We start from the raw sequence: 22,264 nt of genomic DNA, 5'->3' as shown, positions 1-22,264 counted from the left end.
GATCACGGGCATGTTGATGCTCTTTGCGCTGGGCGCCGCGGCGGGCTTCCTGCTGCAAAAACAGGGGGGGCTCGCCAATCGCCTCAATAGCGGTTTCGCCCTGCTGGGGTCGCTCGCCGGTGTGGTGGTTGCCGTGCAAGCCCTCGCCGCCGGCGGGACGATAGACGGCCAGCTCTGGCTGCTGGGCTCGGTACACCTCGGCTCTTTTTATCTGGACACGCTGGCCGCCCTGATGCTGCTGGCGGTCACCCTGGTGGGCACCGCGGTCTCCCTCTACTCCTTTGCCTATATCAAGGAGTACGAGGACAAGGGGGATGTCACCATCGGCGTGCTGATGAACCTCTTCCTGCTCGCCATGACCGGCATGCTGCTGGCCGACAACGCGCTCGGCTTTTTGCTCTGCTATGAGCTGGTGACGCTCACCAGCTACTGGCTGGTCAAGACCAACCCGGCCGCCGCCAGGCAGAGCCGGCTCTACCTCGTGATGAACCACATCGGCATGGTGCTGGTGCTCGCCGCCTTCTGGCTGCTCTGCCAGCGTAGCGGCAGCCTGGAGTTCAGCGTCCTGCGCGAGCATCACCTGGCCGGGCCCCTCGCCTCTTTGGTGTTCCTGCTCAGCTTCTGCGGCTTTGGCCTGCGCGCCGGTTTCGTGCCCCTGCACGGCTGGCTGCCGGTGGCCGAACCGGTTGCCCCCTCCCACATCTCGGCGCTGATGTCCGGGGTCATGGTGAAGCTCGGTCTGTTCGGTATTTTGCGGGTCGGCATCGATTTTCTCGGTGCCAGCCAGCTCTGGTGGGGCTACATGGTGCTGATCTTCGGCGCCTGCTCGGCGGTGCTCGGGGTGCTGTTTGCGCTCGCCGAACACGATCTCAAGCGATTGCTCGCCTACCACACGGTGGAGAACATCGGCATCATCCTGATGGGGATGGGCATCGGCATGATTGGTCTTGCGGGCCAGCAACCGACCCTGGTGGTGCTGGGGCTGCTCGGGGCGCTCTATCACCTGCTCAATCACGCCATCTTCAAGAGCCTGCTGTTCATGGGTACGGGTTCGGTGATGTTCCGCCTGCACACCCGCGACATGGACAAGATGGGGGGGCTGGCCAAGCTGATGCCCTGGACGGCGCTGGCGTTTCTCATCGGCGCCATGGCCATCTCGGCGCTGCCGCCGCTGAATGGCTTCGTGAGCGAGTGGTTCATCTATCAGTCCCTGATCACCATGACCAGGCTCGGCACCTCCATCGTCGCCCCCCTCGCCGTGGTGATGCTGGCGGTGACCGGCGCCATGGCGGTGATGTGCTTCGTCAAGGTGTACGGCATCTGCTTTAGCGGCGCACCGCGCAGCGAAAAAGCGAGCCAGGCTCGGGAAGTGCCGGGTGCCATGGTAGCGGGTACCCTGCTGCTGGCCGCGGTCTGTCTGGTGCTGGGCCTCGGTGCCCCCTGGATTGCCCCCCTGGTCAACGGCTACGGCCAGGCCCTCGTCGCCGCTCACCTGGCAAGTTCAGTGACCAGCACGGTGGCAACCGGCGCGACCCTGATCCCGCTCGATAGCAGCCAGGCGATCCTCTCCCCGCCGGTCATTGCCATCACCCTGTTCGGCCTCTTCCTCATCCCGCTGCTGATACTGGCCCTGTTCAAGGGACCCAAACCGGGTCGCCGTCACGCCGGTACTCCCTGGGCCTGTGGTTACGCCTACGAGGAGCGCATGAGCCTCACCTCGGGGGGCGTCACCCACACCCTACGCCGCCTCTGTGCACCGCTCTATCGCAAGCAGCCGAGCCTGGATCTCGCCAGCGCCCTGACCGGGGTGAGCGAGGCCCCGTCCCGCACGAGCCTGGTGCTGCACGCCCTGGTGCTGGTGCTCTTTATCCTGATGGCTGTAGGAGTCTGATCATGGCTGTTCTTGAAATGCCGAGCTGGGACATGGTGGCCCTCGCCCTCACCCAGGCCCTCGCCATGTTGGCCCTGGCCCCCCTCGCCACCGGTTTCAACCGTGTGCTGCGGGCCAGGATGCACTCTCGCCAGGGACCGGGCCTGCTGCAGGATTACCGGGATATCGCCAAGCTCCTGCGTCGCCAGGAGGTGACCCCGGAGCCCGCGGGCATCATCTTCAACCTGACCCCCTCCCTGCTCATCGCGGCGCTGCTGCTGGTGGCCATGGCACTGCCGACCCTGACCCGGGAGTCCCCCTTCCCCATCGCCGGGGATCTCATCACCGATATCTATCTGTTCGCCATCTTCCGCTTCTTCTTCTCCCTCTCCGGGCTCGACAGCGGCAGCATGTTTGCCGGGATGGGCGCCCGCCGCGAGCTGACCCTCGGCATCCTGGTCGAACCCATACTGGTGCTCTCCTGCTTCGTCATGGTGATGATGGTGGGCAGCTCGGATCTGGGCAACATCAGCACCTATGTGGCGACCCAGCCCCTGGCCGCGCCCGTGGCGACCCTGCTGGCGGGGGCCGCCTGCGCCTTCGCGGTCTTCGTGGAGATGGGCAAGCTGCCCTTTGACTGCGCCGAGGCAGAACAGGAGCTGCAAGAGGGGCCGCTGACCGAGTACTCGGGAGCCGGGCTCGCCCTGTTCAAGCTCGGCATCGGCCTCAAGCAACTGGTGGTGGTGCAGCTCTTCCTCGCGATCTTCCTCCCCTTTGGCAAGGCGACCGGCGACAGCCTGCCCGCCCTGGCGATGGCCGCGCTCATCCTGCTGTGCAAGCTGGTCATCGTCTTCACCCTCGCCGGCATCATCGAAAACGCCATGGCCCGCACCCAGTTCGTGCGCACCCACAGGCTGACCCGCTATGGCTTAGGGATAGCTCTCCTGGCCCTGCTCGCCTACCTGGTCGGAGTCTGAATCATGGCCGCCTTCCTCCCTTTTTCCGCTTTTAACGAGACAACAGCATGACCATCGCCATCTCAGATCGCATCGGCCGCGACTATATCCAGCAGTTGCGACAGCAACTGCCCCACGCCATCACCGACGAGCAGTGGCAGACCGCCGATCAGGCCACCCTCACCGTCAAACCCACGGATCTGGTGGCCCTCACCAGCATCTTGTTCCACAAGCTCGGCGGCTGGCTGTCGGTCTCCTTTGCCAATGACGAACGCAGCCTGAACGGCCACTTCGCGGTCTATCACGTCTTCTCCATGGAGGCCGAGACCAAGAGCTGGATCACCGTCAAGGTACTGGTCAGCGCCATCGAGCAGGAGTACCCCTCCATCACCCCCACTATACCGGCGGCGGTCTGGGGGGAGCGGGAGATCCGCGACATGTACGGCCTGCGTGCCGTCGGCCTGCCGGACGAGCGTCGGCTGGTGCTGCCGGATGACTGGCCCGACGACATTCACCCCCTGCGCAAGGACGCCATGGATTATCGCCAGCGCCCCATGCCCACCACGGAGACCGAGACCTACCCCTTCGTCAACGAGCTCGGCAACGAGGCCAACCGCATCGTGCCGGTGGGGCCGCTGCACATCACCTCGGACGAGCCGGGCCACTTTCGGCTGTTCGTCGATGGTGAGGACATCATCGACGCCGACTATCGGCTGTTCTATGTCCACCGCGGCATGGAGAAGCTGGCCGAGACCCGCATGGGCTACAACGAGGTGGCGTTTCTGACGGATCGGGTGTGCGGCATCTGCGGCTTCACCCACAGCGTCGCCTACACCACCTCGGTGGAGAACGCCATGGGCATCCCGGTGCCGGAGCGGGCCAAGATGATCCGCGCCGTGCTGCTGGAGGTCGAGCGCCTGCACAGCCACATCCTCAACATCGGGCTCTCCAGCCACTTCACCGGTTTCGATACCGGCTTCATGCAGTTCTTCCGGGTGCGGGAAAAATCCATGACCCTGGCCGAACTGCTCACCGGCGCCCGCAAGACCTATGGCCTCAACCTCATCGGCGGGGTGCGCCGGGACATCTTCAAGGAAGATCGCATCAAGGGTGCCCAGCTGGTGCGCGAGCTCCGTGATGAGCTCAAACCCCTGGTGGCCATGCTGCTCGACACCACCAACATCTCCTCCCGTCTGGTGGGGGTGGGCAAGCTGGATCCCCAGGTCGCGCGAGACTTCAGCTGCGTCGGCCCCATGGTGCGGGCGAGCGGTTTCAAGCGCGACGTGCGCCGGGTCCACGACTTCGCCGCCTACCGGGAACTCCCCATGGAGATCCAGAGCCTCGCCGGTTGCGACGTGCAATCCCGGGTGCTGGTGCGCATCCACGAGCTCTACGACTCCCTCGACATGATTGAATTCGGTCTCAACCACCTGCCGGAAGGCCCGCTGCTCACCGAAGGCTTCACCTACCAGCCGGGCAAGTTTGCCCTGGGCTTCACCGAGGCCCCCCGGGGGGAGAACATGCACTGGAGCATGACCGGCGACAACCAGAAGCTGTTCCGCTGGCGCTGCCGGGCCGCCACCTACGCCAACTGGCCGGCCTTGCGCTACATGCTGCGGGGCAACACGGTGGCGGATGCGCCCCTCATCATCGGCAGCCTGGATCCCTGCTACTCCTGCACCGACCGGGTCACCCTGGTCGACCCGAAGAAGGGCAAGTCCACCGTGGTCTCCTACAAGGAGATCGAACGCTACGGCATCGACCGCAAGCACTCTCCGCTCAAATAAGGGGTCACCATGATCAAGCTGTTCAAGACCATCCTCAAGGCGGGCACCCCGGTGGCGAAATACCCCTTCGCCCCCTTCGAGGTGAACCGGGACTTTCGCGGCAAACCCGAATACCAAGCAGATCAGTGCATCGCCTGCGCCGCCTGCACCAAGGCCTGCCCCGCCAACGCCCTCATCATGGAAGTCGACATGGAGAGTGGCGAGCGACGCTGGGAGCTCTCCATGGCGCGCTGCATCTTCTGCGGCCGCTGCGAGGAGGTGTGCCCGACCCACGCCATCACCCTCTCCCCGAATTTCGAGCTGGCGGTGACCAACAAGGCCGATCTCTATGAGGAGGCCCGCTTCCCCCTGGCCTCCTGCGAGCTGTGCGGCACCTTCTTCGCCCCCGCCAGACTCGTCGCCCTGGTGGAAGATACCCTCGCGCAAGCGGCCAAGCCGCTGGCCGACCCACAGCGGTTGCACCACTGCCCCGAGTGCAAACGCAAACAGAGCATGCTGCATCAACCGATCCGGCCGGATGCCCAACAGGAGTGGATGAAATGAGCCAAATCAAAGGCATAGAACCGGTCGTCGGCGATGCCCATAGCCGGGCCGTACCGCTCGCGCAGGATCCCGAGCTCGCGCGTCTCAAGAAAACACTGCTCAACGACATTCGCCGCTCGGCCTATGTCTACCGGGTGGATTGCGGCGGCTGCAACGCCTGCGAAATCGAGATCTTCGCCACCATCACCCCTGTGTTCGATGCCGAGCGTTTCGGCATCAAGGTGGTCGCCTCCCCGCGCCACGCCGATATTTTGCTGTTCACCGGCGCCGTGACCCGGGCCATGCGGGTACCCGCCCTGCGCGCCTATGAAGCCGCCCCGGATCCCAAGATCTGCATCGCCTATGGCGCCTGCGGCTGCGACGGCGGCATCTTCCACGATCTCTACTGCGTCTGGGGCGGTACCGACAAGATAGTGCCGGTGGATGTCTATATCCCCGGCTGCCCCCCCACCCCGGCGGCGACCATCTACGGCTTCGCGGTGGCGCTGGGTCTGCTCGAGCAGAAACTGAAAGCCACCAGCCACGAGGTCAAACCGGGGAAACGGGTGGAGCTGCGCCACACCGGCATCCCGAGCGAGATCCGGGTGATGATAGAGCGGGAGGCGCGCCGCATGGCGGGCTACCGTCAGGGGCAGATCATCGCCGATGAGTTCATGGCGCTGCTCGAAGGCGCGACCCAGCAAGACGTGGATCTGCGCATCCAGGGCTATCTGCAGCAGCACGACGACCCTCGCCTCTCCGAGATCGTCAACAACCTGGCGAGTGCCTGCCTCAACCGGGGTACGGGCAAGAGAGAGGCCGCCCATGGCTGATCAGGTCTTCTTCTATCGCCTCTCCCGCAAGTTCGTGGACGAGCAGTTCGACGTGCCCGAGGAGGCGAAAGAGGTGATGTACTACAGCCTCGCCATCGGCCACCACCTCGGGGTCGTCGACTGCCTGCGCGCCGATCTGATCTGCCCTCTGGCGGGCTATCGGGACTGGGTAGGGAAACTGCCGGCGGGCAGCGAGGCAAGGCGCAAGATGGAGGGATTTCTCACCTTTGGCGAGATCACCGTCTATCGCGATCACTGCCACATGCTGGCCTGCGCCTTCGACCGGCTGCGCAAGACCGAAGGACTGCTCGACGAGCAGGAGCTGGGCTGGACCGACACCTTCATGGACCAGCTCACCGCCCTCTATAACGATCCCCATATGTACCTGATGGTAAGGAGCCGCTGATGGGCTGCAATCTCGTGTTGACCGTGGGCAATGCCATGATGGGGGACGACGGTGCCGGCCCTTATCTGGCGGAAAAGTTGCAGGCAAGCCCCCTGCCCGGTTGGGAGATCATCGACGGCGGCATCGCGCCGGAGAACATGGTGCATCGGGTGCGGGCGCTGCAACCGGATCGCATCGTGCTGGTGGACGCCGCCGATATAGGCGAGAAGGCGGGCACCCTCAAGGTGATCCCCCCCGACACCATTGCCGACATGTTCATCTTTTCGACCCACAACATGCCGCTCAATTTCCTCATCGATGAGCTGAAGACCTTCGTCCCCGAGGTGATCTTCGTCGGGGTGCAGCCAGCCATCGTCGCGTTCTCCTTCCCCATGACCGAGATGGTGAGCGGCGCCATGGATTATCTTCACCAGCATCTGGACGCGGCCCAGGATACGGCGCGATTAATAAAACGCTTTGCCCAATGGAATATTCAAAATAGCGAGAAATAAAGCCCGGCGCACTATCAAAAATAATTCTCACTTCATTTCACCCCAGCCTGTTGCGACAATAAAAACTTCGGGCTAACTGCGCCATGTTTGATATAAAACAACGCTTGTGGAGATACATGGAAAAATGGCCGAATAACGGGATTTCATGACCAAAAAAGCGTTGCCAGTCACAAAAAAGTGCCACAAAATGGCGGCCTCAGTGGAAGTTGATGGGGTCTGGTGGCCCTCCCGGTCTTCAAAACCGACGTGAGCCGAGAAGGCTTTGGCAGGTTCGATTCCTGCCTCTTCCGCCACTTTTTATATATTGGATGAATAGACGACACACCGCTTGCCAATATAATCCGACGAATACTCCTCTTAACCTGATTCAATTATCCAGACTGGATGTTTATTGATTTTGGGTAAGAAGCGTCATCGCGGAAATAACCGACTCCTTCGGTCAAGTTATCGGTCAACCGGTGTGCCTTCGTCAGCACAATCCGGGTAACTCCATGCCGAACCAGCCTCAGGCGCCAGCCACCGACCATCAATGCACGCCCTCCCAGCCGCAGGCTAACTGTCGCCTGCCCCAGGTGGAGCAGTTGCTGCAACAAGCCTTTCTCGCCCCCTATATCGCATCCTTGAGTCGTCCCCTGGTGACCCAGGCGGTGCGCGATACCTTGAACGACCTGCGCCAGCGCGAGGGCTTTCGCACGACTGGCATGAACCCCGCCAGCCTGGAGGCGCAGATCGTCGCCCGCTGCCAGCGCCTGGTGCGCCAGCGCCAGACCCGGATCATCAACGCCACCGGCACCCTGGTGCACACCAATCTGGGGCGCTCGCCGCTCAATGCCCAGCTGTGGGACGAGGTGCGTGAACTCAACACGGGTTACAACAACCTGGAGCTGGATCTTGCCACCGGCAAGCGCGGTGGGCGCAAGGGGCTGATCGCCCCCCTGCTCGCCAGCCTGACCCAGGCCGAAGATTCCCTGGTGGTGAACAACAACGCCGCCTCCCTCTTCCTGCTGCTGCAAGAGATGGCCAAGGGGCGCGAGGTGATCGTGTCGCGGGGCGAGCAGATCCAGATCGGCGGTGGCTTTCGCATCCCGGACATACTCGCCCTCTCCGGCGCCACCCTGGTCGAAGTGGGTACCACCAATATCACCACGGCGAAAGATTACCTCGATGCCATCACGGATCAGACGGCCCTGGTGCTGATGGTGCACAGATCGAACTTCGCCATTCGCGGCTTCACCGAATCCCCCGACATCGGCGAGGTGGCCCGCGCCCTGCCGGATCACATCGTGCTGGCGGTGGATCAGGGCTCTGGCCTCACCACCGAGACCTTCGCACCGGACGAGACCTCGGTGCGCCAGTACCTCAAGGCGGGGGCGGATCTGGTCTGCTACTCCGGCGACAAGCTGCTGGGGGGCCCCCAGTGCGGCATCATCGGCGGCCGAGCCGATCTCATCAAGCGGCTGGAAAAACACCCCATGATGCGCACCTTCCGCCCGAGCCGCATCGTCTACTCCCTGCTCGAACGCTTGCTCATCCACAAACTCAACAAGTCTCCGACTGGCGAAGGGATTGCCCAGCGCACCCTCTCGGATCCTGCCGCCATGCAGGAGCGGGCCGAGCGGCTGATGCGCGCCCTGCCCGGTTGCTTCGTGCAAGTACAGGCCCAACTGGTGGTGGGAGGCGGCACCTTGCCGGACGAGTTCTACCCCGCCCCGGCGCTGGTCTGCCTCGACCCTCGTCCCGCCCAGCAGCTGCTCGACGCCCTGCGGGCATTGCCGGTGCCGGTGATCGCCACCGTGCGCCAGCAGCAAGTGCTGCTCAACATGGCCTCCTTGCTGGAAGAGGATATGGAGGTGCTGATTTCGCAGTTGAAAACACTGATAAATGCCGACCAATTCAATGAAAACACCACAAAATCGTCCCAGGCGGGCCATCCCCTGAGCATCTCGAACGAGGCACGCTGATCCCATGAGCTCCTATCGCTCCGTCATCGGCCTCGCCGGCCACGTGGATCATGGCAAGACCCTGCTGATCCAGGCTCTCACCGGCATCATCACCGCCCGCGCCCACGAGCAGGCCATCGGCATGACCCAGGATCTCGGCTTCGCCCACTTCGACGACGGGTTGGGCAATACCATCGGGGTCATCGACGTGCCCGGCCACGAGCGTTATGTGCGCAACATGGTGGCGGGGCTCTGGAGCCTGGATCTGGTGCTCTTGGTGATTGCCGCCGACGAGGGCTGGATGCCCATGACCGGCGATCACCTGCGCCTGCTCAAGGCCATGGGGGTCCCGCGCCTGCTGGTATGCATCAACAAGTGCGATCTGGTGAGTCCGGCTGAGCTGGCCCAACTGGAAGAACAGTTGCTGGAGCGGGTGATGGACGAGAGCGGCATGGTGCCGGACATCGTCTGCGTCAGCGCCAAAAGCGGCCATAACATAGGCGCGCTGCACGCCGCCATCGTACGCCAGCTGGCGGATGTGGCAGCAGTGCAGGCTGCCCGCGAGCAACTGCCCCCCCGCCTCTATGTGGACAGGGTCTTCACCGCCAGCGGCATCGGCACCGTGCTCACCGGCACCCTGCAGCAGGGGTGCCTGCGGGTGGGGGACAAGCTGCGCCTTTACCCCGCTGGCCGTGAGGTGCAGGTGCGCTCCCTGCAGGCCTATCACCGACAGGTCGACGAGATTGGCGCCGTCTGCCGGGTGGCGGTGGGGCTTAAAAAAGTGCCCCACAAGGAGGTGGCTCGCGGCCACTGCCTCGCCAGCGCCAGCGGGCACTGCCTGGGTGGCGAGGATGGCCCCGCCGCCGCGACCCAGCTCATCGTGCGACTCGAGGAGGATGCTCGGCCGGTGCGAGAGCGGCGCAACCGGGAGGTGGAAGTGGCCCTCGGCAGCTGGCACGGCCGTGCCCAGCTGGTCTATCTTCGCACCACCGAGACCGATGACCAGCCCGAGCTGGCGCGCCTTCGCTTTGCCAGCCCCCTTCCCTGCTTCTTCGGCCAGCCCCTTGCCATCATCCGCCACGGCAGCAGCGAATTGCTGCACGGCGCCCGCATACTCTGGTGCGGCGACGTTCATCCGGCCAGGCGCAGGGCGCTGCACCATCTGCTGCGAGCCCTGCCCCGGGATCTCGCGGGCCACAGCCCCGCCCGCTTGCAACTGGCGCTCAGCGGGTATGCCCTCGCCAGCACGTTCGATGCCCTGCCCCCGGATGCCGAGCCTCTGGGGGAGTGGGTCGTCAACCCGGGCTGGCTTGCAGATGCCCTCACGGCCGTGGAAAACGCCCTCGATACCGAACCCATGAGCGCTGCCGAGCTGGCCAACCGGTTGCAGGTAGCCCCGGCCCTGATCGGCTTGCTGCTGCAACGGCTCAAGGGAGAGCAGCGTATTCGCCTGCACCACGACAAGTGGCAACGGGGCGATGGCGAGTCGGAAGATGATCTCGGGGAAGAGGCGCTGCTGGTGCTCAAACTGGTGCGAGATCAAGGCAAGGAGGGCTATGAGCCCGGTAAACTGGGCCCCGGCGGCGTGGCCATAGACCCCGTGCTCAAGCTGCGCCTGCCACAGGGTTTGCAACAAAAGGGCGCACTGCCGAAGCAGTTGCGCAATCTGGCGAGACTCAAGTACCTGGTACAGCTGGAAGGCCCCATCTACTACGATGCCGCGCTCTATCAACAGATGGTTCAGGCCGTGCTGGCAGGCCAGCAGGTGGGGGATCTGATCGACATGGGATCACTGAAAGAGAGAGTCGGGCTGTCACGCAAATACGCCATCCCGTTCTGCCTTCGCATGGAGATGGATGGCTGGCTCAGGCGGGAAGAGAACGACCGGCGGGTGCTGCGCCTGCCCGCGAACGCGCCGCAATCTGGCGAGGCGCAGCCATGAGTCAGCAGCCAGACACGTCCCGCCTGCGCCGCGAGTTTCACCTCGACGGCATCGTGCAGGGGGTGGGGTTTCGCCCCTTCGTCTATGGTTTGGCCCTGCGCCACGGCCTCACCGGCTATGTGCTCAACGACGCCAACGGCGTCACCATCGGGGCCGAGGGTGCCCCCCAAGCGCTGGCCGCCTTTGCCCACGCACTCAAGACCCAGGCGCCCACCCTCAGCCGCATCGACCGTTTCAGCGAACAGCCTCTCCCGCTGGATGACGCCCCCGACTTCGATGGTGCCTTTCATATCCGGGCCAGCGAGCAGCAAAGCGCCGCCACCGTCGCCATCTCGCCGGATCAGGGAATGTGCGAGGCCTGCGCCCGGGACATCGCCAACCCGGCGGATCGCCACCATCGTTACCCCTTCACCAATTGCACCCACTGTGGCCCGCGCTACACCATCATCCGACGCCTCCCCTACGACAGGCCCCACACCGCCATGGCGAATTTCGCCATGTGCCCGCACTGCGCTCGCGCCTATGAGGATCCGCTGGACAGGCGCTATCACGCCCAGCCGGTGAGCTGCCCCGCCTGTGGCCCGCACCTCACCTGGCGTGCAGGCAGCGGGGATGTTCTGGCCGAGCGAGAGGATGCCCTGCAAGCGGCCGCCCGGGCCCTGCAGGCCGGTCAGCTTGTCGCGGTCAAGGGGATGGGAGGCTATCACCTGATGTGCGATGCCCGAAACGAGCAGGCTGTGGCACGGCTGCGCCGACTCAAACGCCGCGAGCGCAAGCCGCTGGCGGTGATGATGGGTACCCTCGACGAGGCCAGGTTGCACGTGGATGGCGGCGCAGAAGAGTGGGCACTGCTCAGCTCCCAGCCCCGTCCCATCACCTTGCTTTGCAAGAAACCAGCGGGTGAGCAGCCAGCCAGGGCGGTGCCACTGGCCGAGGGCATCGCCCCCGGCATCCCCTATCTCGGCGTCATGCTGCCCTACACCCCCCTGCACCAGTTGCTGCTGGAGGCCTGCGCCATCCCGCTGGTGGCCACCAGCGCCAACGGTCGCGGCAGCCCCATTCTCATCGCGGGCGAGGCGGTGGTTGCCGAGCTAGGCCCCCAGATAGACGGCATCCTGGATCACGATCGCCCCATCCTGCACCCCTGCGACGACAGCCTGGTGCAGTGGGCGGGGGGACGGCAGCAGACCCTGCGGCTGGCCCGCGGTTACGCCCCCAGCACCCCCAGCCTGAAGGAGGCGGTACAGCAATCCGTGCTGGCGGTGGGGGCCCAGCAGAAGAATCAGCTGGCGCTCGCCTTCGGTCGCCAGCGGATCTACAGCCCCTATATCGGGGATCTGCACAGCCTGCCGATGCAGCAGCACTTCGAGCAGACCCTGGAGACTTTCCGTGGCCTCTACGATCTCAAGCCCAGTACCCTGGTATCGGACCGCCACCCCGGTTATCTCAGCCATCGGTGGGCCAAAGACTATTGCGCGGCAGAGGGGGCGACTCACCTCGAGGTGCAACACCACCACGCCCATTTGCTAGGGGTGATGGCGGAGCACGATATGACAGGCCCTGTGCTGGGCTTTGCCTTCGACGGCACCGGCCTGGGTGACGATGGCACCCTCTGGGGGGGCGAGCTGCTGCTCGCCGACGTGCGAGGGTTTGAGCGCCTCGCCCACCTCAAGCCATTTCGGCTGATCGGCGGCGAGGCCGCCATCCGCGAGCCGGTGCGCCAGCTGCTCGGCCTGCTGTTCGAATCCCTATCGCCCGATGAGATAGTCGCCCTCGACATTCCGGCGATCAATCAACTGCCCGCAAAACAGATAGGCAATCTGCACCAGCTCTGGCGCCTGGGCCGCAATGCCCCCCATACCAGCTCCATGGGCCGGCTGTTCGATGCCGTGGCCGCCCTCTTGGGGCTCATCGACACCCCGGATTACGAAGGGGAAGCCGGGCTCTTGCTGGAGGCGGCGGCCCTGCGCCTCGCGCCGGATGCCGAGCCCTGGCCCCTGCATTTTGCAATCACCGAACAGGCCGGCGGCCCCTTGCTGATCGACTGGACGCCGCTCATTGCCGGGTTGCTCGGGCAGCGCGGCCAGGTAGATCCCGCTCGCCTCGCCGCCGGCTTTATCCACGCCATCGCTGAGCTTGTCACCGCCCTGGCCGCACGCTTCCCCGGCTATCCGGTGGCGCTGGGGGGCGGCGTCTTCCAGAATCGCGTGCTGATGGACTGGCTCATCCCCCGCCTCGACGCGGCCGGACGCAAGGCACTGACCAGCCAGACCCTGCCCCTCAACGACGGCGGCATCGCCGCCGGCCAGCTCTGGTTTGCCATCCATCACCTTGCGCAAGGGCCCAGCGCCCTGCCCGCCGTGCCGGAGTCTTGAATCCATGCCCTTTCCTGCCCCCGGCGACAAACGCCAGCCTTGGCTTGCCCCCTCTCATCTTGCAGCACAGAAGGGTGCTGCCGTGTCGGAGTCCTGAATCCATGCCCTTTCCTGTCCCCGGCGACAAACGCCTGCCTTGGCTTGCCCCCTCTCATCTTGCAGCGCAAAACGGTGCTGCCGTGCCGGAGTCCTGAATCCATGCCCTTTCCTGCCCCCGGCGACAAACACCAGCCTTGGCTTGCCCCCTCTCATCTTGCAGCACAGAAGGGTGCTGCCGTGTCGGAGTCCTGATATGTGCCTTTCCATTCCCTCCCAGGTGGTGCAACTGCACCCCGAAGATAACTGCGTCACCGTCGACACCCTGGGGGTGCTGCGGCGGGTCAGCTGCATGCTGATCGAGGAGCCGCTGGCGCTCGGGGACTATGTGTTGCTCCACATCGGTTTCGTGATGAGCAAGATTGACGAAGAGGAAGCCCAGGCGAGCCTCGAGAGCTTCCGCCAGATGGTGGCCCTGATGCCCGAGCAGGACATACTGCCATGCTGAGCCTGAACGATCTGTTCCAGGGTTTTCGTGAGCCCCAGGTGATCCGCGCCCTCGCGGCCCAGATCACCGAGCTTGCAAAGGATTTGCCGGAGCCCCTGCGGGTGATGGAGGTCTGCGGCGGCCACACCCACACCATCATGAAGTACGGCCTGCCCCAGCTGCTGCCCGAGTGCATCGAGTTCGTCCACGGCCCCGGCTGCCCGGTCTGCGTGATGCCGAAAGAACGCATCGATCAGGCCATGGAGCTGGCCGCCCAGCCGGGCGTCATCCTGGTGACGCTCGGCGACATGATAAGAGTGCCGGGCTCCAAGGGCTCCTTGGCCCAGCAGCGGGCCAAAGGCAGCGATATCCGCCCCGTCTATGACCCCCTCGATGCCCTGAGGATCGCGAAGGAGAACCCGGACAACACCGTGGTGTTCTTCGCCATCGGCTTCGAGACCTCCACCCCCATGACGGCGGCGCTGCTGGCAGCCGCCGAGACAGCCGGGGTGACCAACCTGCTGTTTCATATCAACCATGTGCTGGTACCCCCCGCCATTCACGCCGTCATGGCCGACGGGGTCGCCAAGGTCAACGCCTTCATCGGCCCCTCCCACGTCAGCGTCATCACCGGCGCCGACATCTATCTGCCGATCGTCGAGCGCTACCAGGTACCCGTGGTGGTGAGCGGCTTCGAGCCGGTGGACGTGATGGAGGCGCTCTTGATGATGGTGCGCCAGAAGGTGGAGGGGCGCTGCGCCCTCGAGGTGCAATACAGCCGCGCCGTCACCGCCCACGGCAACCGCGCCGCCCAGCGGCTGGTCGAACACTATTTCGAGACCCGGGAGCACTTTCGCTGGCGCGGGCTCGGGGACATCAACGCCTCCGCCCTGCGCCTGCGGGACGCCTTCGCCGCGCGGGATGCGGAGCGTCATTTCTCCCTCAACCAGACCCCCATCGACGATCACAAGGCGTGCCAGTGCGCCGACATCCTGCGCGGGCTCGCCAAGCCGCACCAGTGCAAGGTCTTTGGCCGGGGCTGCACCCCGACCCAGCCCATGGGCAGCTGCATGGTGAGCTCGGAGGGGGCCTGCAACGCCTACTACCGCTATATGGGGATCCAATCAGCATGAGAGAAATTCAACTTAGCCACGGCGGCGGCGGCGTGGAGATGAACCAGCTGATCAACCAGCTGTTCTTCCGCCATTTCGGCAACGAGATCCTGCTGCGCGGCGAAGACGCCGCCCTGCTGCCGGTCAGCGGCCCCGTCGCCTTCACCACCGACAGCTTCACCGTCTCCCCGCTCTTTTTCGCCGGTGGCGACATCGGCAAGCTGGCCATCGCCGGCACGGTGAACGATCTCGCCATGATGGGGGCCAAACCTGAATACCTGAGCGCCAGCTTCATCATCGAGGAGGGCTTCCCTTACGCCGACCTCGCCCGCATCGTCGAGTCCATGGCGTTGGAGCTCACCAAGAGCGGCGCTCGCATCGTCTGCGGCGACACCAAGGTGGTGCCAAAAGGCGCAGCCGACAAGATCTTCATCAACACCAGCGGGGTCGGCAGCTTCCCCCGCCCCGAGCAGAGCCGGGACATCTCGGTACGAAATATCCAGGCCGGGGATGCCATCCTGGTATCGCGGGATATCGGCAGCCACGGCGCCTGCATCCTGATGGCCCGCGATGCCCTGCAGCTTGGCTCCTCACTTCAGAGCGACTGCACCACCCTCTGGCCCCAGGTGGAGGCCCTGCTTGCGGCAGACATTCGCCCCCACGCCCTGCGTGATGCCACCCGAGGGGGCCTCGCCGCCGTGCTCAACGAATGGAGCACGGCCTCCGGCGTTGCCATCGAGTTGGAGGAGTCCGCCATACCGGTGTGCGATCCGGTGCGCGGCCTGTGCGAACTGTACGGCTTCGAGCCCCATGATCTCGCCAACGAGGGCACCATGGTGCTGGCCCTGCCCGCGGCGCAGGCCGATGCGGCCCTGGCGCTGCTGCGAACATTCAACCCTTTCGCCAGCCAGATAGGCCAGGTCAGGGAGAGCGCCCAGCACAAGGTGATCCTGAACAACCCCTGGGGCAGTCGCCGCTATCTGGAGCTGCCACAGGGGGAGCTGCTCCCCCGGATCTGCTGAGCCATGGCCCATCACCATAAGGAGTGCTGAACATGCACGAGATGTCTCTGGCCATGGCGGCCATCGATCTGGCGGCCGAGCAGGCCACCCAGCGGGGCTTTCGCAAGGTCACCGCCCTCTGGCTCGAGGTCGGCAGCTTCTCCTGCGTCGACCCGGACACCATCGCCTTCTGTTTCGAGGCCGCCGCCAAGGGCACGGCCGTCGAGGGCGCCCGCCTCCATTTTCAACACCAGGCCGCCGAGGGCTGGTGCTATGACTGCAGTCAGACGGTCGTGCTCACCGAGCGTGGCCAACCCTGCCCCCATTGCGGCGGCTACAAATTACGAGTCGCGCAGGGGGACAGCCTGCGCATCACCGACATCGAGGTAAGTTGATATGTGCAGCGTATGCGGATGCGGCCAGGCGCGCATTGCCGGCCAGGAGCCAGACAGTCATCATCACGAGCATGAACAGGGTCACGAGCATCCTCATGCTCACCCCCACGTCCATCATCATGACCACCCCCATCACCATGGGCACGACCATCATCATGAACACCACCACGACCACCCGGGGCACGCGCATAACGAGGGACATGGTCAGCAGGAAGCCCGCACCCTGATCATCCATCACCACTATCACCATCAGGGGGACGTGCACCACCACTACCACGGCGTCCGTGCCGAGCTCGCCGCCCCCCGGCCATCCGGCAGCGGGTCGGCTCATGACCATCACCACGGGCATCATGATCACGACCACCACCACGCAGATGAGCACGCTCACTCCCATGAGCATGAGCATGAGCATGAGCAGGGTGATCTGCACTACGGCCGCGGGGAAGCGGGGCTGTCGGTGCCGGGCATGGGTCAGCGCCAGCTGATCGCCATCGAGATGGATGTGCTGGCCAAGAACAATGCCCTTGCCGCCCACAACCGGGAGCATTTCGAAGCCGCCAACCAGCTGGTGCTGAACCTGGTGTCGAGCCCGGGCTCGGGCAAGACCACCCTGCTGTGCGAGACCCTGCGCCTGCTTTCTGACAAACGTCACTGCGCCGTCATCGAGGGGGATCAGCAGACAAGCAGCGATGCGGATCGCATCCGTGCCACCGGGGTACCCGCCGTGCAGATCAACACCGGCAAGGGCTGCCACCTGGACGCCAAGATGGTGCACGACGCCTGCCACCAGTTGCCCGCGAGCGAAGGGGGCATCCTCTTTATCGAGAACGTGGGCAACCTGGTCTGCCCCGCCAGCTTCGATCTCGGCGAGAAGTACAAGGTCGCTATCCTCTCGGTCACCGAAGGGGAAGAGAAGCCCCTGAAATACCCGGACATGTTCGCCGCCGCCCAGCTGATGATCATCAACAAGACCGACCTGCTGCCCTATGTCAGCTTCGATCTCGCGCGCTGTATCGAGAACGCCAAACGGGTCAACCCCTATATCCAGGTGATCCAGCTGAGCGCCACCACGGGGGAAGGGATGGACGCCTGGCTAGGCTGGCTGGCCAGCGCCTGAGTCCCCCCCGGGAGGGCCTGTGATGACGGCATGCCCCTCGCAGATAACCGATAAGAAGACGGATAACCGATAAAAAAGAGGGAGGCTGATGCCTCCCTCTTTTTATCCGTGACAGTACAAGATGCTCAGGCGGCATCATTTTACAGCATGTTGAACGCCTCATCTCGCCCCTCACCGGGGTAGATCACGCGATAACACACCTGCCTTAGCAGCGCCTGCTGGTGGCTGAAGACCAGGATGCCGAGCCCGCGAGTCTCGCACTCCCGGATCAGCTCCTGCCAGAGCTGGCGCTGGATGCGGGGATCGAGCTGGGCGGTCACCTCGTCGGCAATCAGCACACGGGTGCGGGGATCCAGCGCCCGCAACAGGGCGATGCGGGCCAGTTCGCCGCCGGAGAGCTGACCCGGCTTTCTGGATAGCCACTCGGGGTTCACCAGAAAACGCGCCAGCATGGCCTCGTCCGGCTGCCACACATCCCAGAGGGACTGTCCCGTGCTGCGGCGCGGGTTGAAGCAAAGCTCCGGGTGCTGAGGCACCAGTTGCACCGGGTTGTACCCTCGTGCAGGGAGCGACTCCCCGTCCAGCCGCACCCGGCCAGGGTCCGCCAGGGGTTGCCAGCCCGCCAGCACCCGCCCCAGGCTGGTCTTGCCAAAGCCGCTCGGTGCGGAGAGGCCGAGCCGCTCACCGGCCTTGATCCTCAACGTCAGCCCCTGCCAGAGGGTGCGCCCCCCTTGCTCAATGGCCAGATCCTCTACCTCGAACATCAGCACGCCTCCGGCCGGGTCGGGAACAACGAATGGAACTCCGGCAGCGCCTGCCAGTGGGCCCGCAGGGTCGCGCTGCCCTGCCCGGCCCTGAGCTGCTGGCAACTCAGGGTGTCGCTCACCCGCCCCTGATGGAGCAGGACGATGCGATCGGCAAAGCGCGCCGCCATCGCCAGATCATGGGTGACCCAGAGGATACCGGTGCCCTGCTCGGCGAGCTCACGGAGCTGGCCAAGCAACGCACAGGCCAACCCCTCGTCCAACCAGGCGGTGATCTCGTCCGCCATAATGAAGCGGGCACCGCCGAGGGCCGCGGTGCAGGCCAGGATGCGCTTGGCCATGCCACCCGAGAGCTCGCGGGGGTAGTTGTCCAGCACGGCGGCGGGCAGCCGGTAGCGTGAAAGCTGCTGGCCGAGCCGCTCGCGGGCGCCGTTCTGGCCCGCGAGCCGGGCGGCGCGGCCGAGCTGACGCTCCACCGTCAGCAAGGGGTTGAGGGCACTCACCCCCTGGGGCACATGGCAGAGGGTGTGGCCGCGCAGGCGGGCGAGCCCGGCCTCGCACAGGGGTTCACCGTCCAGGGCGATGCGCCCGCCCCTTCGCAGGTTGTCCGGCAACAGGCCGAGGGCGCTTTGCAGCAGCAGGCTCTTGCCCTCCCCGCTCTCCCCCACCAGGGCGAGGATTTCGCCGGGGGCCAGGGTGAGGTCTATCTCCCGCAGCAAAGGTCGCCACTGGCGGCGGCCCAGCCAGTTGTAGTGGGCCGCCTCTATGGTCACGTGCTCGAAACTCAGCATCGTCGGCTCACTCCGGCTCCCTCGCCCCCGAACCACAGTGCCTGCAGGGCGCGAGTGGCCTGATCGAACAGCAATACCAGCACCAAGAGCATCAGCCCCGGGAAGAACGCCAACCACCAGCCACCGCTGGTCAGGTAGCGCAGGGCATCCGCCAGCAGGAGGCCGAGAGACGCCTCGTGGGCCGCGAGGCCAAATCCCAGGAAACTCAAGGCGGCGCTGTGCAGCACCGCGTGGGGGAACATCAACAGCGTCCCGATGAACCACTGGGGCAGGAGCCCGGGCAGCAGGTGGGTGCACCAGCGCCGAAGCGGCCCCATCCCCTGGCAACGGGCCAGCACCACGTAGTCACTGCAGGCGATGCGTCTGGCCTCGGCCCGCAGGATCAGGGCGAGCTTGGGCCAATGGGTCAGGGCCACCGCCAAGATCACCCCTCGCAGCCCGCCGCCCAGGGTGAAACAGATGAGGATCAGCAGCAGCATGTGGGGCAGCGCCAGCATGGCATCGATCACCAGTCGCACGGCCGCATCGAGCCTCGGGTGCAGCAGACTGAGGCTGGCGGCCAGCATGGCCAGCAGGCCGCTGCACAGGGCCGTGCTGATCCCGAGCTCCAGACTGGTGAGGGTGCCCTGGAAGGCGCGCAGCCAGAGATCCCGCCCCATCTGATCGGTACCAAACCAGTGCGCGGCAGAGGGCGCCTGCTGGCGGGCCAGCAAGTTCATGGGCACCTCCTGCCCCGCCAGGTGCCAGCCATAGCCGGCGAGCAGACCCAGGATCAGCAGCGCAAACAGCAGACGCAACAAGGAGGGGAACGGATTAAACAGCATGACGCCCCTCCCAGCCCCGGTTCATCCGGGCCAGCAGCCAGCGGGCCAGGGTGTTGCCCATGAACACCAGCAGGGTGCAGAACAGCACTATGCCCATCAGCAGGGGGATGTCCCCCTTGAGCCCCGCATCCACGGTCGCCTGACCGAGCCCCGGATAGGCGAACACCTTCTCCGCCAGGAGCGACCCGCCGATCAGCTCCCCGAGGGAGGCAAATTGCAGGCACAGCGCCGGGGTCAGGGCGTGGCGCAGCACGTGGAAACGCAACATGGGCCAGCCGCCGTCCCCCTGGGCACGGGCGTAGCGGATGAAATCACTCTCCAGCACCTCGGCCACCCGCTCCCGGGTATGCAGGGCGATATTGCCCATCCCGAGCAGGGCGAGCGTGGTCAGGGGCAGCACCAGATGGCGTGCCCGCAGCAGCCAGTCGGCGTCATTGGCGGGCAGCCCCGGGGTCCAGGCGCAGCAGACCGGCAGCAAGGGCCAGTGCACCGCGAAGAGGGCCAGCAGCAAGAGGCCGACCCAGAAGGTCGGCAGGGAGGCGAGCAGATAGGCCAGGCGGCAGATGAGCCTGTCCGGCCAGCGATTGAGATAGCGCCCGGCACACAGGCCGAGCAGGACCCCCAGGGTGCCGGAGAGCAGCCAGGCCCCCGTCAGCAGGGCGAAGGAGGCGGCGAAACGGGCCCCGATCACCTCGGTAACGGGGGAGTTGTAGAGCATGGAGTAGCCCAGATCCCCCCGGATCACCTGGCCGAACCAGTGCCAGTAACGCAGCCACAGGGGCTGATCCAGCCCCCAGCGGGCGGCGATGCGGGCGTACTGCTCGGGAGGCACATGCAGCAGATCGTTGCCGATGTAGGCCTTGATGGGGTCGATGGGTGAGTGGCTCAGCAGCACGAAACAGGCCAGCGACACCAGCGTGAGCAAGCCTGCCAGTCGCAGCAGGGTCTTGCCCAGGCTCAGGATCATCATCCGCCGGGGGGGGCTTAGGAGCAGGTCCATCGCCAATCCTGCAGATTGTTGAGCAGGGACCAGCTACCGTGGATCTCCGGCGCGCTCTTGCCCAGATCGATGCAGCCGTTGGCCAGATAGGTGTGCTGCACGTTGATAAGCCAGGCCCAGGCGGCATCCCCCTGCACCCCGGCCCCGGTGTTGCCATCCCACTCCACCTGCTGCCAGAACGGCACCGCCGCCTGCCAGGTGGGGGCATCCAGGGCCTGCTTGAGGTGCGCATCCACGGCACTGTTCCGGTAATAACCCGGGTTGTAGAACTCCACCCCGGCTGCGCCGCTCTGGTAGTGGTGATAGAGCTCCATGGGATCCAGGCTCCCCCAGCCCATCATCACAGGGTTGGCGTGCATGGCCCGCTCTACCTGCTCCCAGCTGCCGGATTTGAGGCTAACGTCGATGCCGATGGGGGTGAGCATGGCGCGCACCGCCTCGGACAAGTCCCGCCGGGTGCTGTCACCACCGGGATACCAGAGGGTGAAGGCGGCGCGCAGATCCCCCTTGTGGCGCACCCCGTCGCTGCCCATCTTCCAGCCTGCCGCATCCAGCAAGGCATTGGCATGGGCCGGGTCCCCATCCTTGAAGGCGACCGCGGGGTTGTACCAAGGCAGCCCCTGCACCGCGCTGTAGGCGGGGATGGCATGGCCTTCGAGCAGTTGATCAGCCAGCAGCTTGCGGTCGATGGCATAGTTGATGGCCCGGCGCAGGGCCACATCCGAGGTGACGTCGTTGCCGACGGGATTACCCTGGGCGTCCTTGCCGCCCGCCGCCTGCACGGGGAAAACGATGCCCCGGTTTTCCACGCTCGGGCGTACCCAGAGCTTGAGAGCCGCGGGCACGGTGGGCGCCAGGGCCGGGGGAATGCGCACCAGATCGAGCTGACGGCTCTGGGCCGCCGCGTAGGCGCTCTCCTCATCGATGAAGACGAACACCAGCCGCTTGAAGTCGTTGTGGCCATCGGCGTAATGGGGGTTGGCCTCCACCACCAGCTGCTGTCCCGGCAAATAGCTCACCAGCCGGTAAGGGCCCGCACCGACGGGGTGGCGGGCATACGCCTTGGGATCGTAATCCCGCTTCGAGACGATGCCGAGGGATCCCAGCACGTTGACGAAGGTGCTCTGGGGGGCGCTAAGGCGGATGGTCACCTCGGTGGGAGAGACGACCTCGGCCTTAACGAAGTTGCCCATGTCTATCTTGCCGCCGCCCTGAGCCGCGCTGTTGTAGGTGAAGGCCACATCTTCCGCGGTCAGCGGCGCACCGTTTGAAAATTTGAGATCCGGCTTCAAGCGGATGCGCCAGCCCTTGCCATCCTTGCTCGGCTCCACCGACTGGGTCAGCACATTGTCCCAGCCAAGATCCGCCTTCTGTTTGAGCAAGGGGCTGTGCAGCAGCAGATAACTGCCGTGGCTCCAGCCGAGCAGGGGATCGAAGCCCTCGGTGGGCTCGGCCCCGATGGCGAGCTTGAGCTCAGTAGGCACGGTCTGGGCGGCGGCGCTCTGCACCCCGCTCCCCAGCAAGAGAGCCAGCCACAGGGCTGTGCCCAGGGGGCGAATAGTCATCATGTTGATCCTGCTATGTATTTTATTTCTTTATGCCTCTTGCCCCGGGC

At 65.2% G+C, this 22,264-nt stretch carries 21 protein-coding genes and 1 tRNA gene; 16 read left to right on the top strand and 6 right to left on the bottom strand.

What is annotated here, in order from left to right; genetic code table 11:
* Positions 1-10 precede the first annotated feature (10 nt).
* The 15 genes from hyfB to hypA all read left to right on the top strand — a co-directional run bounded on the left by hyfB (position 11) and on the right by hypA (position 16,153).
* Positions 11-1,891, top strand: coding sequence for a hydrogenase 4 subunit B (gene hyfB, locus ABNP46_RS08390; RefSeq protein ID WP_434476183.1), 1,881 nt, complete (start codon positions 11-13; stop codon positions 1,889-1,891).
* Between the two features lie 2 nt (positions 1,892-1,893).
* Positions 1,894-2,847, top strand: coding sequence for a respiratory chain complex I subunit 1 family protein (locus tag ABNP46_RS08385; RefSeq protein ID WP_349921937.1), 954 nt, complete (start codon positions 1,894-1,896; stop codon positions 2,845-2,847).
* A 47-nt stretch (positions 2,848-2,894) separates the two neighbouring features.
* A complete protein-coding gene (locus ABNP46_RS08380) occupies positions 2,895-4,613 on the top strand; it encodes a hydrogenase large subunit (RefSeq protein WP_349921936.1) in 1,719 nt (572 codons plus the stop codon).
* A gap of 9 nt (positions 4,614-4,622) precedes the next feature.
* Positions 4,623-5,156, top strand: coding sequence for a formate hydrogenlyase complex iron-sulfur subunit (locus tag ABNP46_RS08375; protein ID WP_349921935.1), 534 nt, complete (start codon positions 4,623-4,625; stop codon positions 5,154-5,156).
* The gene (locus tag ABNP46_RS08370) at positions 5,153-5,968 is read left to right on the top strand and encodes an NADH-quinone oxidoreductase subunit B family protein (RefSeq protein WP_349921934.1); all 816 of its coding nucleotides are present in this window, start codon (positions 5,153-5,155) and stop codon (positions 5,966-5,968) included. Before ABNP46_RS08375 ends, ABNP46_RS08370 begins: the two co-directional genes overlap by 4 nt.
* Positions 5,961-6,374: a formate hydrogenlyase maturation HycH family protein gene (locus tag ABNP46_RS08365; RefSeq protein ID WP_349921933.1), complete on the top strand. Its 414-nt coding sequence runs from the start codon at positions 5,961-5,963 to the stop codon at positions 6,372-6,374. Before ABNP46_RS08370 ends, ABNP46_RS08365 begins: the two co-directional genes overlap by 8 nt.
* The gene (gene hycI / locus ABNP46_RS08360) at positions 6,374-6,865 is read left to right on the top strand and encodes a hydrogenase maturation peptidase HycI (protein ID WP_349921932.1); all 492 of its coding nucleotides are present in this window, start codon (positions 6,374-6,376) and stop codon (positions 6,863-6,865) included. The genes ABNP46_RS08365 and hycI overlap by 1 nt, the downstream gene beginning before the upstream one ends.
* A gap of 201 nt (positions 6,866-7,066) precedes the next feature.
* A tRNA-Sec gene (locus tag ABNP46_RS08355) sits at positions 7,067-7,158 on the top strand.
* Positions 7,159-7,356: 198 nt separating this feature from the next.
* The gene (gene selA / locus ABNP46_RS08350) at positions 7,357-8,826 is read left to right on the top strand and encodes an L-seryl-tRNA(Sec) selenium transferase (protein ID WP_349921931.1); all 1,470 of its coding nucleotides are present in this window, start codon (positions 7,357-7,359) and stop codon (positions 8,824-8,826) included.
* Between the two features lie 4 nt (positions 8,827-8,830).
* Positions 8,831-10,747, top strand: coding sequence for a SelB domain-containing protein (locus tag ABNP46_RS08345; RefSeq protein ID WP_349921930.1), 1,917 nt, complete (start codon positions 8,831-8,833; stop codon positions 10,745-10,747).
* Entirely contained in the window at positions 10,744-13,122 is a 2,379-nt protein-coding gene (gene hypF / locus ABNP46_RS08340) for a carbamoyltransferase HypF (RefSeq protein ID WP_349921929.1), read from the top strand. Before ABNP46_RS08345 ends, hypF begins: the two co-directional genes overlap by 4 nt.
* A 292-nt stretch (positions 13,123-13,414) precedes the next feature.
* Positions 13,415-13,666 (top strand): HypC/HybG/HupF family hydrogenase formation chaperone, encoded by a 252-nt coding sequence (locus tag ABNP46_RS08335; protein WP_349921928.1) that lies wholly within the window; start codon positions 13,415-13,417, stop codon positions 13,664-13,666.
* Positions 13,660-14,778: a hydrogenase formation protein HypD gene (hypD, locus tag ABNP46_RS08330; protein ID WP_349921927.1), complete on the top strand. Its 1,119-nt coding sequence runs from the start codon at positions 13,660-13,662 to the stop codon at positions 14,776-14,778. The genes ABNP46_RS08335 and hypD overlap by 7 nt, the downstream gene beginning before the upstream one ends.
* Positions 14,775-15,779 (top strand): hydrogenase expression/formation protein HypE, encoded by a 1,005-nt coding sequence (gene hypE / locus ABNP46_RS08325; protein WP_349921926.1) that lies wholly within the window; start codon positions 14,775-14,777, stop codon positions 15,777-15,779. Before hypD ends, hypE begins: the two co-directional genes overlap by 4 nt.
* A gap of 32 nt (positions 15,780-15,811) precedes the next feature.
* Positions 15,812-16,153, top strand: a complete 342-nt coding sequence (gene hypA, locus ABNP46_RS08320) for a hydrogenase maturation nickel metallochaperone HypA (RefSeq protein WP_349921925.1) — start codon at positions 15,812-15,814, stop codon at positions 16,151-16,153.
* On the opposite strand, the gene ABNP46_RS08315 is transcribed toward hypA, so the two are convergent.
* Complete coding sequence (locus tag ABNP46_RS08315) at positions 16,131-16,583, bottom strand: hypothetical protein (protein ID WP_349921924.1); 453 nt, start codon at positions 16,581-16,583, stop codon at positions 16,131-16,133. The two genes, hypA and ABNP46_RS08315, sit on opposite strands and share 23 nt — an antisense overlap.
* Between ABNP46_RS08315 and hypB the strand changes: the two genes are divergently transcribed.
* Entirely contained in the window at positions 16,578-17,270 is a 693-nt protein-coding gene (hypB, locus tag ABNP46_RS08310; RefSeq protein ID WP_349922433.1) for a hydrogenase nickel incorporation protein HypB, read from the top strand. The genes ABNP46_RS08315 and hypB overlap by 6 nt on opposite strands.
* Positions 17,271-17,410: 140 nt before the next feature.
* On the opposite strand, the gene ABNP46_RS08305 is transcribed toward hypB, so the two are convergent.
* The 5 genes from ABNP46_RS08305 to ABNP46_RS08285 are packed head-to-tail and all read right to left on the bottom strand — an operon-like array spanning position 17,411 to position 22,217.
* Complete coding sequence (locus ABNP46_RS08305) at positions 17,411-18,034, bottom strand: ATP-binding cassette domain-containing protein (protein WP_349921923.1); 624 nt, start codon at positions 18,032-18,034, stop codon at positions 17,411-17,413.
* Positions 18,034-18,825, bottom strand: a complete 792-nt coding sequence (locus ABNP46_RS08300) for an ATP-binding cassette domain-containing protein (RefSeq protein ID WP_349921922.1) — start codon at positions 18,823-18,825, stop codon at positions 18,034-18,036. The genes ABNP46_RS08305 and ABNP46_RS08300 overlap by 1 nt, the downstream gene beginning before the upstream one ends.
* Positions 18,819-19,649: an ABC transporter permease gene (locus tag ABNP46_RS08295; RefSeq protein WP_349921921.1), complete on the bottom strand. Its 831-nt coding sequence runs from the start codon at positions 19,647-19,649 to the stop codon at positions 18,819-18,821. Before ABNP46_RS08295 ends, ABNP46_RS08300 begins: the two co-directional genes overlap by 7 nt.
* Entirely contained in the window at positions 19,639-20,649 is a 1,011-nt protein-coding gene (locus ABNP46_RS08290) for an ABC transporter permease (protein ID WP_434476182.1), read from the bottom strand. The genes ABNP46_RS08295 and ABNP46_RS08290 overlap by 11 nt, the downstream gene beginning before the upstream one ends.
* Positions 20,634-22,217 (bottom strand): ABC transporter substrate-binding protein, encoded by a 1,584-nt coding sequence (locus ABNP46_RS08285; RefSeq protein WP_349921920.1) that lies wholly within the window; start codon positions 22,215-22,217, stop codon positions 20,634-20,636. The genes ABNP46_RS08290 and ABNP46_RS08285 overlap by 16 nt, the downstream gene beginning before the upstream one ends.
* Between the last annotated feature and the right edge of the window lie 47 nt (positions 22,218-22,264).

Source organism: Aeromonas veronii (assembly GCF_040215105.1).
Lineage (GTDB): Bacteria > Pseudomonadota > Gammaproteobacteria > Enterobacterales > Aeromonadaceae > Aeromonas > Aeromonas veronii_G.
Note: the sequence above shows the minus strand (reverse complement) of the source record. Positions and strands in the feature narration are given on the sequence as shown.